Genomic DNA, 14,552 nt, shown 5'->3' with positions numbered 1-14,552 from the left:
TTACCATAATTTATAGGTAGTGAAGTAACAATAAAGGTTATTTCCATAATGAAAGGGCATTAAAGTAACCTTAATAATCATTCCCATAATCAGAGCTCGGTAATCTGTTTCGACATATCCCTGTAGTAACCGAAAAGTTCCTGCCCCCAGGCAAAGGCGCTTTCTTCAAAGCTTACCATTTCGTGGTTATAGTACCTCCCGTCTTTGGAAACCAGGGAGATGGAAGTGAACCGGTCCGTTACAAGACTGGAAGCAAGTTCGATTTTATGCTCGCAGACATAGAGGCTTGCATTTTCCATGCTTATGAAAGCTTCCATATCAGCCCTGTGTTCCAAGGCCAGTTTTTCAAATATGGGCCGGTCAAGGACAATTGAAACTTCGACGCCTTTCCTGACAAGGTCCAGATAAAGCCCCGGATAACCGGGGCGGAAAAAGGAAGAAATCTCCATGATTGTTTTTGCCCTGTACAGGTTGTTCATAATTTCAGGAGGATAATCGAAGATATGAGTCCTATCAGGCACGATTTCCCGGCATGAACCCAGCTCTCCGAGCCTTTCCCGGAGGTACTGCGGAAGGGTATACAGGTCCTGGCTTGCCCAGTACTCATGGTTCTCATCAAAGACCCGGAAAGTGGAAAGCAGAGGCTGCATCCTGGGGGCAATTAACTTTCCTTTTACCGAAAGTTCGTAAAGGTTCTCTTTCTGCACCAGAAGCCCGTCCTTTAACAGGACCCGTATCTGGGCCATGATAGGGCTGGAACTGACATCGAGTTCCGTCTTGATCTCATCGATAGTTTTAGGCCCCTCCATCAGGAACATGAGAAGGTTCTTTCTTTTTTCCGAAAAGAAAATCGTATCAATCAACTGCAGGTCCATGGTCATTCAAATCAACCTCCGGAAATAGCATCGTGTATTTTAAAAAACCGGGAGTCAGGAGAGAGAGATAAAACTGACTCCTGAGCCATTTTTTGAAACTTTCGTACCTGTTACTGCAAACTGAACAGGGGAGATTCGGACAGGAAGTCGGTTCCGGAAGTACAGGAAAAACGTTCCATCCCCCTTGAATCCTCGATTAACCTGGAACGGGATTTATAGAACTCAAAAAGTTCCTTTGCCCAGTCGAGAGCCTGGGAATCTGAACAGAAAGCATGATCGTGGTGGAACCTGCCGTTGCTGGCAAAGAGGGAGACCAGAGTTCCCTGGTCAGATACGATAAGTTCGGCAAGCTTAACCCCATCATTACAGACGAAAAGTTCGGTATTGGGCATATCTGTAAATTTCTTAAGCTTCCGTTCATAATTGTGCAGGGTTTTTTCAAGTACCGCTTCAGTTAAGATCAGGGAAACTTTTGCACCCTTCCTGCCGAGCTTGGAATAAATAGGCAGGAACTCAGGCCTGAAAAAAGAAGAGAAAACCATCAAATGACTTGAAGACGAAATGAAATTTACGATTTCCGTTCGGGGTTCAAAAATCTGGCAGGGGGTGGGTTCGATCAGGCGGAAATCTTTAAGGTCTCCGAGCCGGTCCTGCAGATATTGGGGAATTCCGCTAAGGTCGTGCTCCAGCCAGTAGTCGTTTCGCTCGAGCAGGGTCAGGACATCGACAAGAGGTCGGACCTTCTTGACGACCTCTTCGCCCAGGACAGTCAATTCATAATACCCTTCCCTCTGAACCACAAGGCTGCTGTCTGTAAGCCTTTTGATCTGAGGCAGGATGGCCGTGGGAGAAACGTCAAGAATGGTTTTTATTTCTTCGATTGTTCTGGCTTCCTCTCCCAGGAGCAAAAGCAGGTCACTTCTTTTTCTGGAACGAAATACGACATCTAATAACTCAGGTTGCATAAAAACCACTTTGATTTCACTTTGTTTTAGGGTTGGGTGTTTTCAGGATAATAATAAGCTTCATCATCTGCGTGCCTTACTAAGCGGGATTTAGGGTCCTCCCGAAGGCAAACAAAAAATTCGGATGCTTCCCCTGTTATGCATAACTAAAAGCGGGGAGTGAAAGAATTAATCACAGACAGGAATTACCCACATCTCATTTATATAAAAAAATATGGATGGATAATTTAAGAAGCAAACTCCCTGGAAAAAATAAAAAATAAAGAGAGAGAGAACCCCAGAGGATACAAGAAGAAAACAGTATCAAAAGCCATAAAAATACAATTAGAACAACGCAAACAAAAAGAATTAATACATAATGTGTACGAGAGAATTAAAACAGGGTGATCAAAATTTTCAATCGGGTTTATTTCGGCAAAGAAGTTGATGAAAAACTACGCCTTTGAAATTTTTAATACATCTGTTCTAAAAAAATGTTTTCAAAAAAAAGGTTGTAGAGTGAAGTTGCCCCCTGAAGCAGGCACAGAACCCCTTTAGTATTAGTATGAAATCATTTCAGACTTGTTCTCACCACACCTTATATGTATTTTCTCCCTATTTATTTTTTATCATATATGCACCCATTTATCGCTGCCCAACGGAATCAAACATTTTCACCAGGTTTTACCAAGTGCAACCAATATTAACCAAGTTAGACTAAGGTTGATCATTTCAGAATAATTATCGCATGGTACTGAAACTACCCACACAGATGCCACCGCATTGGTACACAGTTTCGATGACTTCACCCATATATTATCCGTCTTCACAGCTCTGCAGACTTAGATATATACATTCCAATCTGCACACTCCAATCTGCACACTCCAATCTGCGCACCCCCTCAGACTTACATCTGCACACGCCAACATATAAAAATATACTTGCAGAGTTGCTCCTCACCATACAATACAAAGGTCTTTCCAGAGAGATTTGAGAAGGCACTCCTGAATTTTTGAGTATGGTGATCCGGAGCAATGTCCCCAGAATACAATGTCCCCGGAAATCACATACCCGGTTCAAAATTTTTTGACCCATGTATCCCCGTCGAAACCCGGAAAAATTTCCCGTCGTTTATGGTATATTTGATGATGCCACGTTATTCTGTGCGTTACATGTCCTGATATGGGCATGGAAGGTTCAAAAAAAGGAAAAAAATCCGGAGCATAAAGTGGAGGAAAAGTCTTTCACAGGTATGTACAGCAGGAAGTCCTAAAAAACCTGTTTTTAACAGAAGTCTCTGTGGGCTTTCCAGAAATGCGTACCACAGAAAGGCATGGAGGCCTCTACAGCTTAACGGAAACACCCGATGCCCGATGGGATCCGCACACCCCATTTACGGCTGCGATAACGGGACCTTTTTTTGCTGAAATTAGAATGGAGGTTAAAAATATGCTGGACTTTACAGAAGAAAGCTTGAAAAAAGTCTTAACCAGATACAACGTGGCTCTGGAAAAGGAAATGACTCCTGAAGAAGCCGCAGAAGAACTCTATCCGAAAGACGAACTCATCTACCCAATCGCAAAAGCCATCTTCGAGGGTGAAGAAGACGACGTCGTAGAGGGACTCCAGGCAGCAATCGATGCAGGCAAGGAAGCAATTACCCTTATTGACGATGCACTTATGGTCGGAATGGCTGTTGTCACCAAGCTCTACGACGACGGTGTCATCTTCCTCCCCAACGTTATGATGTCTGCCGACGCAATGCTCGACGGTATCGAATTCTGCAAGGAAAACTCCGACACTGCCCCTGAAACCAAGGGAACCGTTGTCTGCCACGTCGCAGAAGGTGACGTCCACGACATCGGAAAGAACATCGTAACCGCTCTTCTCAGGGCAAACGGGTTCGACGTTGTTGACCTCGGAAGGGACTGCCCGGTTGACGAAGTCGTCGCAGCAGTCGAAGAGAACAAGCCTATCATGGTCACCGGAACCGCACTCATGACCACCACCATGTATGCCTTCAAGGAAGTCAACGACAAGCTGGTCGAGAAAGGCCTCAATGTCCCATTCGCATGTGGCGGCGGTGCAGTGAACCAGGATTTCGTTGCACAGTATGAACTCGGTGTTTACGGAGAAGAAGCCGCAGACGCACCCAAGATCGCTGATGCAATCATTGCAGGTTCCAACATTGCAACATTAAGAGAAGCATTCCACAAGCACTAATCGAGGCGAGATAGATGGCAGCAAACAGATACACTTCAATGGCATACGCAAGCGCAGATGAGATGAGCTTCGGAAAGACCAAGCACCCCGTAAAAGCAGGCCTCGGCCTCGAAATCGGTGCTGGCTACACAATTCCTGAAATTAACTATGCTCCCAGACCTGAAGCCGGCGCATCCAAGGAAAAACTCATCAAGGAATACGAGAGGATCACCACCGACGTCATGCAGAGAATGGTCCAGGTCGGTTTCCCCGCAATCATCCTCGAAACCGAACACGTCCAGCAGATGTCCAACAACCCTGACTGGGGAGCAGAAGTAGCACACGCCCAGAAGACTATCATGGAAGAGTACCATGATGAATACGGCATCAAGTGCGCTCTGCGCCACACCATCGGTGACATCCGTGAAAACAGGGACTTCCTCCAGCTCAGGGGAGACAAGTACTCCGTATTCATGGAAGCTTTCGAGAAGTGCGCAGAAAACGGCGCAGACCTGCTTTCCGTGGAAAGTATGGGTGGTAAGGAAGTCTTCGACTACGCAATCCTCAGGAACGATATCGCAGGTATGCTCTACGGTATCGGCTGTCTCGGTACCATTGATATGGACATGATCTGGTCCGACATCGCAGCAGTTGCAAAGAAGACCGGAACCGTTGCAGCCGGTGACACCGACTGTGCCCAGGCAAACACCGCAATGTTCATCGGCGGCGGACTGCTTGACAAGAACCTCGCCCACACCCTCGCAATCATCGCAAGGGCAATTTCCGCACCCAGGTCCCTCGCTGCATACGAAAGCGGCGCAGTGGGTCCGGGTAAGGACTGCGGCTACGAAAACATCATCATCAAGGCCATCACCGGCATTCCAATGGCCCAGGAAGGTAAGACCTCCACCTGCGCCCACTCCGATGTCATGGGTAACCTCATCATGCAGTGCTGTGATGTCTGGTCCAACGAATCCATTGAGTACCACGGTGAATTCGGCGGTACAAGTGTTCAGTGCTGGTCAGAATCCCTTGCATATGACTGCGCCCTCATGAACACCGCACTCGAGACAGGAAATGAAAAAGTCCTCAGGGACATGTTCATGCTCTCTGACAGGTACAGAGACCCCCAGGGCTATGTGCTTGCATACGACAACGCCTACAGGGTTGGAGAAGCAATCGTCAAGGACGGCGACAACATCTACCTCAGGGCAAAGAACGCAGCCCTCGAATGCTGCAACATTGTCGAAGAAGGTATCGCAGGCAAGCTCGCACTCTCCAGGTTCGAAACCGGCGCACTCAAGGACGCAAAAGCAGCCCTCAATGCCCTCCCTGACGACATGGACAAGTTCATGGACGACTGCCTTACCAAGTACCAGAACGAAGTCAAAGTATTCCTTCCGGAGAACTACGGCTTCTAAGCCCCCAGTTCTCTTTTTTTCTTTTTTTCGATTCCGATTTCATCCCAATCTCACCCACCTCTAATTTTACTGCGATTTCGATTCCAGCTTCAGCTCATTTTTACTTCGATTCCATTTCCAATTTCACCCCTACTTTTACTCCGATTTAATCTACAATTCCATTTCCCAACCCCACCCGATTTTGCCCAATATCACTTCTCCGGATAATGCTGCCTATGAATTCCACTGGTTTTAATCGAAAACCCCCAAAATAGATATTTTTAAACAACGAAGCAGTAAGAAAGAATTAAAGCAGAGAGAAGCCATGGGTTGGAGAAGAAAAGGAGTTCCATCAAATGAAAGTTTTGCTGTTAATGTGCGGAGAAGGCCTGGGACACACAAGCCGCTGCCTTGCCCTCGGAAAAGAGTTCCTGTCCGCAGGGCATAACGTGTACTTCGGGGCATACGGCTACTCAAAGGACCTGGTCGAAAAAACAGGATACACAGCATACGAGATCCCTCCGGAACTGGCACTTGTGGGAAAGGCAGGCACCCTAAACATGAGAAAGTCCATTGCAAAAACCCTCCAAAATTCCAGCCCGGGTGATATACGGAAAATTTTGAAATTGCTAAAAGAAATCGAACCTGATGTCGTACTTTCCGACGGGTATTACCTGGGAATCCTTGCAGCAAAATACAGGAAAATCCCTGTTTACTTTGTCGGGCACCAGTTCAACATGGCAAAGTTTTTCCGGAATAAAGGGCCCTTAGTAGGATTGGCCGGAAAACTCGTTAAAAAGTTTTATACCCGCGTCTTCAGAAGCGTGGACGGAATCATAGTCCCTGATTATCCACTCCCTTACTCAGTCAACCGGCGAAACTTCGTGCTCTCAAGGGACATTAATGACACGATATTTTTCAGCGGCCCCCTGATCCGGTGGAAATACGGAGAAGTTGAGGCAAAAACGCTCCCCCACCCAAACGTTCTCTCCACCATCGGGGCTTTCGGCTACCGGGCAGCAATATTCCGGAGCGTGCTCGAAGCTGCGAAACTGGATCCGGGCATCAACTATACCTTCATAACGGGACCCGGGATCGAAGCCTCCCAGTTCCCGGAAATTCCGGGCAATGTTGAGTTAACGGGCTTTACGGAAAATCCCTTTCCCTACTTTAAAGGTTCGGACCTTGTAATCACTGCCGGAGGGCATGGAACCCTCCTTGAGAGCCTGGCTTTCGGGCTCCCCATCCTATCTTTCCCGGACGAAAAGCACAATGAACAGGAAAATAACGCCAGCATGATTGAAGAAATGGGATGCGGGAAGCGTCTGAGTTACCTGACCCGCCCTGAGGCCATCCTGGCCTGCATCCGGGAACTGCTGGAAGAAGAGCAATATGCCAGAAAGACCCGGCGAGCAAGGGAACTTGCCGAAACGCTGGACGGCCCGGCAGCCGTGAGGAGACTTCTCGAAAGAGAAGTGAGGAAAAAGTGCCCTGAAAAGTGAGGGAAAAAGCGTCCTGAAAAAGCTATCTTCCAGGCCCCCACAAAGCAAGGAGAGATAATTTAAGAAGGAGTTAGATTTTTCAGGTATCTCAAAAGAGCCGGGTGATTCTCGAGCACCAGGTCCGAATGCTGCAGCTTTTCAGGTCCCAGCGTACTGGGAACAGCCACACAGTAAAGCCCGGCTGCTTTTGCCGCCTCCACCCCCATGGGGGCATTTTCGATAACGATGCACTCTTCCTTTTCGAACCCCAGAATTTCGACCGCTTTCAGGTAAGGATCCGGGGCAGGTTTCCCGTTCTCGACATCAATCCCGGCAACGGTAACTTCGAATATGCCGGGGAAAAAGTGCTCGATCATCTTTTCAACAATCTTGCGGTCGGAGCCTGAGACCAGGGCAAGAGTGAAGTGCTTTTTCAGATCCTGCAGCACATCAACAATGCCTTCAAAGGGCTTTATTCGCTCGAAATCAAGAATAGTCCTCTTTTTCAGGGGGATTTCTTCCAGGTGATGGGGTTCGGGAATTTTCCCCTCCTTTTTGAAGATGGACCTGACAATCCCCCACCCGTTCGAGCCCTCGATCTCGTAAATATCCTCCCGTTTAATGGTAATGCCCACATCCCGGAAGGCTGCGATCCAGGCATCGGCGTGGAACTGCATGGAATCCACAAGGACGCCGTCAACATCAAAAATGATTGCTTTGAACATCTGTCCCGGAAATTGTCGTGATCTATAATAAATGTTACTAAAGTACTGGTTATATATGGCAACTATATAGAGAGTTGAGGAGTACTGGCTTCAGAACCTACCCACCCCCGGAAACTCCCATAAACTCCCGGAAGCTCCAATAAAAAGTCATTTCAGGTACCTGTCGTACAGGTAGCCACCCAGCCAGTAACCCAGAAGGGAAAAAAGCAGGGTTCCGGGCACAAAGATAGGAGAATCACCCCCTCTAAAGCGGAAAAGCAGGTTAAAAATAACCAGGTAAAGGATAAAAAATACGAGAAAACCAGCCAGTTCCGCCTGGGTTTTTTCGATTTCCAGATTAACTCACGCCCCCGACACAGGTTCTGCACTTCAAGCTCTCGCTTGCAGGCACTCCCCTCAGCTTCCATTTTACCTTCAGCTTTCAGCCTTTTCTTCTTCTCTTTCTTCTTCTGCCCCTTTAAAATCCAGGGACACGGAATTTATACAGTAACGTTTCCCTGTAGGTTTCGGCCCGTCGTCAAAGACATGCCCCAGATGCCCTCCGCAGCGGGAACAAACAACCTCGACCCTGTGCATGAAATAGCTATTATCTTCCAGGAGCCGGACCCGGTCGCTGGAAATCACGTCCAGGAAACTTGGCCAGCCAGTCCCGGACTCGAACTTGGAATCAGAGGAAAAAAGCTCCTGCCCACAGGCGGAACAGGTGTAAACCCCTTTATTCTTGTTATAGTACAGCTTTCCGGTAAAGGGCCTTTCAGTACCCTTTTTCCTCAGGACGTAATACTGCTCGGGAGTGAGAACTTTCTTCCACTCATCATCCGATTTCTCGGTTGTTTCCTGTAACACTCAATGACCCCCATGGTCTTGTTATTTCAAATAATATTCAGCTTACATTATATGAATTCCTTATGTTCAGCTTAGTTATATCCAATTTATAATTATATTCAGCATCATATATAGAGGATGTTCCTCCCATTCCTCTTCATATCCAGCTTTCACCATATCCAACTTTCATCATATCCAGCTGTCATCATATCCAGCTTTCATTATATCCAGCTTTCATTATATCCAGCTGTCATCATATCCAGCTTTCATTATATCCAGCTGTCATCATATCCAGCTTTCATTATATCCAGCTTTCATTATATCCAGCTTTCATTATATCCAGCTTTCATTATATCCAGCTTTCATTATATCCAGCTTTCATTATATCCAGCTGTCATCATATCCAGCTTTCATCATATCCGGCATCTTTTGTACCCGGCTTTCCTTATACCTGATTATCCCTGGAATTGTTATTATCCCTTCGGGTAGGGCAAATTGCCTCTCCTTCCTGAGAATAAAAAAATTGGCAGACTATAAAATTATAACCAATAGGACATAAATTATAACATAAATAATCGTGCAAGAACCAGCGACTTCAATCCGGGGATCCATGGAAAAAGATAAGAAGGAAAGAAAAGACCACAGCATGATAATAGCCCTCGTGATTATGCTGTTTATTGCGGCAGGGTTCATACTTATCATTCGTATGCGAATCAATCTGGGGAACCTTACCCTTCCCTTCTACCTCGTTGCAACCGGGTTGTTCCTCTTTGCCTCGGCTCTGGAAATGGAAGGGGGGATGGGGGAAGTCATTGCCGCCATGAGCGGAATACCCACCATACTGGGCTTGATCCTGCTCTACCAGTTCAGAACAGGAAACTGGGAAAGCTGGGCTTACGTCTGGCCTTTAATCTTTCCTGCGGGGGCAGGTCTGGGACAGATTTGTTACGGAACTTTGAAAGCAAACCGGGAGGCTATCGAGCGGGGGAAAATCCTGGCTCAGGTAGGCTTTGGCATGTCTCTTCTAGGGCTGGTTTTATACGGACTCATTTTCAGTTGAAAATTCGGAGGCTTTGTGTCCCTTCGCACCCTGCTATTTAAGGTTCAAAAGTCAAATAAGTTATAGATAAAAAATTCAAAGTAAACAGTGCTATGGCTATTTCCCTTCTATCGTACTCCCCGGTTCAAATTTCCGGGGACTCAGGGCAATGAAAGAGATCATTGAAAGGGATCATTGAAAGGGACCACTGAAGGGGACCACTGAAAGGAGACAGAACTGTGAGTGGAAACGAAATGGGGCTGAAAAAGATGTTTGAGAAGAAAGGAAAAGAAGGGCTCGAAAAGAAGGGAAATGTAAGGAAGGAAGAGATAACAATCAAGAAGAGCGGAAAAAAACCTTCAGGAATTTCTTTCCTGCTACCGGGAATTCTGATCCTGATACTTGCCGCAGTGATGGCTGGAAGCGGGTGTGCGGCTTATGAATGCGAACCGGGATCAGGAAACGTGGAAGAGGAAAACCGAAACGTTGAACCTTATCACAGCGTGGATTCCCAGGTATCAGGAGACATTTTCGTAGAGCAGGGCGGTGGAAGCAGCCTTGTGATCGAAGCCGAAGACAACCTCCTCCCCCTCCTGGAGACCAGCGTGGAAAACGGGGTCCTGGTAATCAGGGCAGAAAAGTGCATCCGCCCACTGAAGCCCATAAAGGTCTATGCAGGGATGGACGAAGTCCGGAGCCTTTCCCTCAGCGGTTCGGGGGATATAACAGGAACTACGCCGATAGATTCCGAAAACCTGGAACTTGCAATCATAGGTTCCGGAGATATAGAAATGGAAGTAAACGCAAGTTCCCTGAAGAGCCAGGTTTCCGGTTCAGGAGACTTCCTCCTTGAAGGCGATGCCGCCACACATGAAATCGAAATAGACGGTTCGGGAGACGTGGATGCCCTCGGGCTCAGGACTGAAGTGACCAGAGTCAGAATATCCGGGTCAGGAGATGCAAAGGTTTACACGGACAGGGAAATGGATGTTGAGATCGCCGGGAGCGGGAGTGTGTACTACTGGGGAGAGCCGGAAAAATTCAACACTCAGGTTTCAGGCAGCGGCAAAATCGAAAAAATAGATAATAGGGAATAAACCAGTCGGTATCTACAGGGATCAGGATCTGGCAGGATTTCACTCATAGCGCAGAGAGTCTACGGGTTTCATCTTTGCAGCTTTTCTTGCGGGATAAACCCCTGAGACAAAACCTACGACTACAGCCACGAGGAAACCAGCTATTATCAGGCTGAAGGGGAAAACTACTGGCAGGTTCAGGAGGGTTTCCACACTGTAGGCACCCACGATGCCCACCACAGCTCCTATGATGCCTCCGAAAACACCCAGGAGGATTGACTCAACCATGAAGAGGGACAGGATGTCAAAGCCAGTAAAGCCCAGGGACATGAGGATTCCGATTTCCCGGGTCCGCTCGGTTACGCTTACGAGCATGATGTTCATTATCCCTATGGAGCCGACCAGAAGAGAGATCAGGGCAACAGCTGTCAGGAAAGAACTGAGGGATTTTGACATCATGTCGGTCTGCTCCAGGATTTCTGCCTGGTCGATGATGAAGTAGGGGCGTGAGTCCTTATCCTCAATATCCCTTTCCGAAATCCCGAAGTTCCGGGCCAGGCGCTCGTCCACCTCGTCCGAGGTATCTTCAATGGTTGCAAGGTCCTCGGCCATGGCAAAGATCCCACCGTAGTCCGTTTCTCCCAGCATTTCGTTCATTGCGTCAACGGGGATTATTACCGCATCGTTGTCGTTGAAACCCTGGACAAGCGCGCTGTCCGGGTTCTCGATAATTCCCTTTACCTTGAAAGTTTTAGTGATTGTCTTCCCTTCCTCTACCCTGAAAGTAATGTCAATGGAATTCCTGACCCTGATGTCCCGGTCAAATTTTTCGTGCGCCACGTCGTAGCCCACGATTGCCACGTACATGTCGTTGTCGGAGAGAAAGTTCCCTGTCCTGAGGTGTGTGCCTGCAACATCGTCATATTCCTCCGAGACCCCGTAGATCGGAACGTTTTTTGCCTGGGACATGAAACCAATCACCCCCGACTGCTGCTTGAGCACGGAAACTTCCTCGATCCCGGGCGTGTTTTCGATAATCTGCCTCTCATTTTCATAAAACAGGTTCGGTTCCATACCCTCGATATAAATGAAGTTGGACCCGATAGTAGAGACCTCGTCCGTAAAATACTGGTTAAAGCTTCCTCCAAGAGATACGTTTGCAATCACTGCGGCAACGCCAATAACGATTCCAAGCACTGTCAGGGCCGAGCGCATTTTGGAATGAGAAATGCTGCTGAGGGCAATTTTTCCGGCACGGGAAAGAGGGATCATTGGATCAGAACTCCGTTTTTAGTATCGTATAGTATCGTAATTAGTATTGTAACAATTCGTTTGGGACAGCATGATCAGGCGAAAAAATGCAATCAAGTGGGACAACATAATCATTCAGGAATTAAAACAAAGTCGACTCATTTAGCAAGTCACTTGCATTTTATATTATCCACAATTAACTTTCATAGTATACATCGCATATATATTAAAATTGTCTCGAAATTGTCCACCTGGAAAAACCAAACCATAATTCCTGGCTAATAATTTCCAGATAACAGTTCCTCATCAGACATTGAAAGCCACGACGTAAAATCCAGCCGGAAAAAATATCAACATTGCAGTACATAAAAAAAGAAGAATTTTGTCTAAAAAATATGCTTTTATAAAAATAACTTGAGAAACATGAATACATATAGGCAAGTTTAAATAATTTTATCTCTAAAAGGGAAGCTATGAATAATAGCGCGGAAGTTGACCATATACAAAAGGACCCGCTTTTTTATTCGTCAGCTGTGTCAATAATTTTATTTATACTAATGCTTATCTGTTTCTTCGCAGGGATAAAAGCCGCACAGATCCTTTCTGCTCTCTTTATGATATCCGTGATATTTTCATACAAAATATCCGGAACAGGTGCCCATTCCACGAAAGTGCTTATACCCGGAGAGAAATAGAACCGGAAAATCCCAGGAACCCCAAAAACATCCTGATACACTAAAAAAATATACAATTAGCTGTAAGATAATTACGGATGAGCTATAAAGCACCCCTTCCCCGCTACAAAGACCCTCTTTTTTACACAGGCCTTATCTCAGCCGTTACTTTCATGCTCATGGTTCTCAGCCCAATTATGGTCAGCAGGCTCGATAAGGGTTTGGAAGCCGCAGCAATCCTTTCCACCCTTTTCATGTTCTCCCTTTCCCTTACCATTTTCCTCCGCCGGCACAGGTGCCCGGCCTGCGGGAGGCTTTTTACGAAAAAGTACCTGGGGATAGAAAGCCGTGAGTTTCTCACCGAGTCCTTCGACGGCCTTGAAGAAAACATTGGGTACATCCACTCCGAAGGCAACCGGAAAAACACAACTGGAAGCAGGGAGTACAAAGCATCCGAAAGGGTTGAAATCCGGAAGCATGCTTTCCAGTGCAAGGAATGCCAGTACAGGTGGATCGTGGAAGAGGAAAGGGAATTTTGAAAAGAAAAATGGTCTATACCCTCCATCGAAGCGATTAAAACAAATGGGGAGTTCATAAATGTTTATAGATAGTAATGTTGAGAAATTCAGTTACATAAACAAATAAAAAACCGTAGAATGTGTGGCCATTGAAATTAGAACATGGAGTTCTAAAGTTAATAAGTGTTGATTTTACTTGATTTATCCAGGCCTAAAATGTGATACCATGACGGTAGAGAAACAAATATTCCTTTCCTACTCTCACAAAAATAGTGATGTTGCAAATGAAATTGATAATACACTATATTTAAGGGGAGTTAGATTAACGAGAGATATAAGAGATGTAAGGTGCTCCTATAGTTTCAAAGAATTTATGGAAAATATAAGGAACCATGACCTTGTCTTGATGCTGATTAGTGATCAGTACCTTAAATCCCAAGCTTGCATGTTTGAAGTTCTAGAGTTTATGAAAAAGTCAGACTATAAACAAAGAATAATACCAATTGTCAACGATGATGTAAATTTTGAGTTGAAAGGAATAGCATACCTAGAATACTGGAAGGAAAAAAGAGAATCATTAGAAGAGAACATAAAAAAACATGATGTAGAAAAGATAAAACCTTTAGAAGAAGATAGAAAAAAAATAGAAAGAATTGAAAATAATATTATAGATTTTATTGCCACAATTAGAGATTTGAAATACATACAGTTTGAAAAATTAGGCATAAGTTATAATGAGATATATGAAAGAATTGGACTCGAAGTGAATGAAAGTACAAGAATAGATTATGATACCATTACTGAAGAAGACGTCAGCTTCGGACTTGCAAAAAGATACTCCACAAATATATTAATAAATAAAGATTACCCCAAATGTGAAATAAAAAACGCTTTAAGAGAAATAATATTTTCTTTGAAAGCGGATAATGATGTTATTTGGGTATTTTTTTATAATAAGTTAGACGACATTTCAAATGTTAATTGGTTTTGCCGAGGCTACTGGGTCTCACCTAATCTAGATCAAAAATGGAGACCAATAGGCATAAAATCTAATGACCAGATTGAGGATATCGAGATTGAGTGGAATGATGAATATGAAAACCTTAGAGAAATCTGTAAATCTCATTCCGGAACTAAAAATGAAGTTATAAACTGGTCAAATGCATTATTAGAGAAAATAATCCCAATAGCAAAAACAGCAATTGAAAAATTCAATCAATTCCAAAGTAGCGAAATTGATGAGAAAGAGTTCCTTGAATACATGCACAAAAATCGCCAAATTGTGGGTGAATTATATTTGGAATCTGGAAATGGGAAGTATCCACCATATGAATGTGATGAATACATCCAACACTTCCACTCGTTGTTTGCAATAGCTGATAATATGTTCCTGATCCATTCAAAAGAGCATATGAACAACTGGCCTAAAAAAAATAGGATAATATTAATGAAACAACAAAAAGACCATTTTTACAAAATATTAGATGACCTAATTTATGAAAAAAAGAAAATAAATTAATTGTAACTCTACTCAGGATAGT

12 protein-coding genes are annotated in these 14,552 nt (G+C 45.1%); 7 read left to right on the top strand and 5 right to left on the bottom strand.

All coding sequences use genetic code 11. From position 1 onward, the window contains the following. Positions 1-89 precede the first annotated feature (89 nt). Both ACSAZK_RS11785 and ACSAZK_RS11780 read right to left on the bottom strand, forming a co-directional pair. A complete protein-coding gene (locus ACSAZK_RS11785) occupies positions 90-881 on the bottom strand; it encodes a helix-turn-helix transcriptional regulator (protein WP_440954322.1) in 792 nt (263 codons plus the stop codon). A gap of 104 nt (positions 882-985) precedes the next feature. Next, a complete protein-coding gene (locus ACSAZK_RS11780) occupies positions 986-1,840 on the bottom strand; it encodes a helix-turn-helix transcriptional regulator (protein WP_440954321.1) in 855 nt (284 codons plus the stop codon). Positions 1,841-3,269: 1,429 nt separating this feature from the next. Between ACSAZK_RS11780 and mtaC the strand changes: the two genes are divergently transcribed. From mtaC to ACSAZK_RS11765, 3 genes are all read left to right on the top strand, one after another. Continuing rightward, positions 3,270-4,043, top strand: a complete 774-nt coding sequence (gene mtaC, locus ACSAZK_RS11775; RefSeq protein WP_440954320.1) for a methanol--corrinoid protein MtaC — start codon at positions 3,270-3,272, stop codon at positions 4,041-4,043. A 14-nt stretch (positions 4,044-4,057) separates the two neighbouring features. Continuing rightward, on the top strand, positions 4,058-5,443 hold the full coding sequence (mtaB, locus tag ACSAZK_RS11770) for a methanol--corrinoid protein co-methyltransferase MtaB (RefSeq protein WP_440954319.1): 1,386 nt from the start codon (positions 4,058-4,060) through the stop codon (positions 5,441-5,443). Positions 5,444-5,778: 335 nt separating this feature from the next. Next, positions 5,779-6,924: a UDP-N-acetylglucosamine--N-acetylmuramyl-(pentapeptide) pyrophosphoryl-undecaprenol N-acetylglucosamine transferase gene (locus ACSAZK_RS11765; protein ID WP_440954318.1), complete on the top strand. Its 1,146-nt coding sequence runs from the start codon at positions 5,779-5,781 to the stop codon at positions 6,922-6,924. A 59-nt stretch (positions 6,925-6,983) separates the two neighbouring features. On the opposite strand, the gene ACSAZK_RS11760 is transcribed toward ACSAZK_RS11765, so the two are convergent. Together ACSAZK_RS11760 and msrB are read right to left on the bottom strand one after the other, a co-directional pair. Next, positions 6,984-7,628 carry an HAD family hydrolase gene (locus ACSAZK_RS11760; RefSeq protein ID WP_440954317.1) on the bottom strand — a complete coding sequence of 215 codons (645 nt, stop codon included), beginning with the start codon at positions 7,626-7,628 and terminating at the stop codon, positions 6,984-6,986. Positions 7,629-8,042: 414 nt separating this feature from the next. Next, positions 8,043-8,474 (bottom strand): peptide-methionine (R)-S-oxide reductase MsrB, encoded by a 432-nt coding sequence (gene msrB / locus ACSAZK_RS11755; protein ID WP_440954316.1) that lies wholly within the window; start codon positions 8,472-8,474, stop codon positions 8,043-8,045. Positions 8,475-9,063: 589 nt separating this feature from the next. Between msrB and ACSAZK_RS11750 the strand changes: the two genes are divergently transcribed. Both ACSAZK_RS11750 and ACSAZK_RS11745 read left to right on the top strand, forming a co-directional pair. Beyond that, positions 9,064-9,513 carry a hypothetical protein gene (locus ACSAZK_RS11750; protein WP_440954315.1) on the top strand — a complete coding sequence of 150 codons (450 nt, stop codon included), beginning with the start codon at positions 9,064-9,066 and terminating at the stop codon, positions 9,511-9,513. A 218-nt stretch (positions 9,514-9,731) separates the two neighbouring features. After that, positions 9,732-10,589 (top strand): head GIN domain-containing protein, encoded by an 858-nt coding sequence (locus tag ACSAZK_RS11745; RefSeq protein ID WP_440954314.1) that lies wholly within the window; start codon positions 9,732-9,734, stop codon positions 10,587-10,589. A gap of 39 nt (positions 10,590-10,628) precedes the next feature. Here ACSAZK_RS11745 and ACSAZK_RS11740 read toward each other — a convergent pair whose 3' ends face one another. Beyond that, the gene (locus ACSAZK_RS11740; protein WP_440954313.1) at positions 10,629-11,840 is read right to left on the bottom strand and encodes an ABC transporter permease; all 1,212 of its coding nucleotides are present in this window, start codon (positions 11,838-11,840) and stop codon (positions 10,629-10,631) included. A 751-nt stretch (positions 11,841-12,591) separates the two neighbouring features. On the opposite strand from ACSAZK_RS11740, the gene ACSAZK_RS11735 reads away from it, so the two are divergent. Together ACSAZK_RS11735 and ACSAZK_RS11730 are read left to right on the top strand one after the other, a co-directional pair. Continuing rightward, a complete protein-coding gene (locus ACSAZK_RS11735; protein WP_440954312.1) occupies positions 12,592-13,032 on the top strand; it encodes a hypothetical protein in 441 nt (146 codons plus the stop codon). Positions 13,033-13,237: 205 nt separating this feature from the next. Beyond that, positions 13,238-14,530, top strand: coding sequence for a toll/interleukin-1 receptor domain-containing protein (locus ACSAZK_RS11730; protein ID WP_440954311.1), 1,293 nt, complete (start codon positions 13,238-13,240; stop codon positions 14,528-14,530). Positions 14,531-14,552 lie beyond the last annotated feature (22 nt).

The sequence above is a fragment of the Methanosarcina sediminis genome, from assembly GCF_052056915.1.
In the GTDB taxonomy this organism is placed as follows: Archaea; Halobacteriota; Methanosarcinia; order Methanosarcinales; family Methanosarcinaceae; genus MTP4.
This window is presented reverse-complemented; position numbering and strand designations above follow the sequence as displayed.

Coding starts and splice junctions, on each gene's coding strand:
- ACSAZK_RS11740 (WP_440954313.1), bottom strand. CDS start 11,840: ATGATCCCTCTTTCCCGTGCCGGAAAAATTGCCCTCAGCAGCATTTCT.
- mtaB (WP_440954319.1), top strand. CDS start 4,058: ATGGCAGCAAACAGATACACTTCAATGGCATACGCAAGCGCAGATGAG.
- ACSAZK_RS11760 (WP_440954317.1), bottom strand. CDS start 7,628: ATGTTCAAAGCAATCATTTTTGATGTTGACGGCGTCCTTGTGGATTCC.
- ACSAZK_RS11730 (WP_440954311.1), top strand. CDS start 13,238: ATGACGGTAGAGAAACAAATATTCCTTTCCTACTCTCACAAAAATAGT.
- ACSAZK_RS11780 (WP_440954321.1), bottom strand. CDS start 1,840: ATGCAACCTGAGTTATTAGATGTCGTATTTCGTTCCAGAAAAAGAAGT.
- ACSAZK_RS11785 (WP_440954322.1), bottom strand. CDS start 881: ATGACCATGGACCTGCAGTTGATTGATACGATTTTCTTTTCGGAAAAA.
- mtaC (WP_440954320.1), top strand. CDS start 3,270: ATGCTGGACTTTACAGAAGAAAGCTTGAAAAAAGTCTTAACCAGATAC.
- ACSAZK_RS11735 (WP_440954312.1), top strand. CDS start 12,592: ATGAGCTATAAAGCACCCCTTCCCCGCTACAAAGACCCTCTTTTTTAC.
- ACSAZK_RS11750 (WP_440954315.1), top strand. CDS start 9,064: ATGGAAAAAGATAAGAAGGAAAGAAAAGACCACAGCATGATAATAGCC.
- ACSAZK_RS11765 (WP_440954318.1), top strand. CDS start 5,779: ATGAAAGTTTTGCTGTTAATGTGCGGAGAAGGCCTGGGACACACAAGC.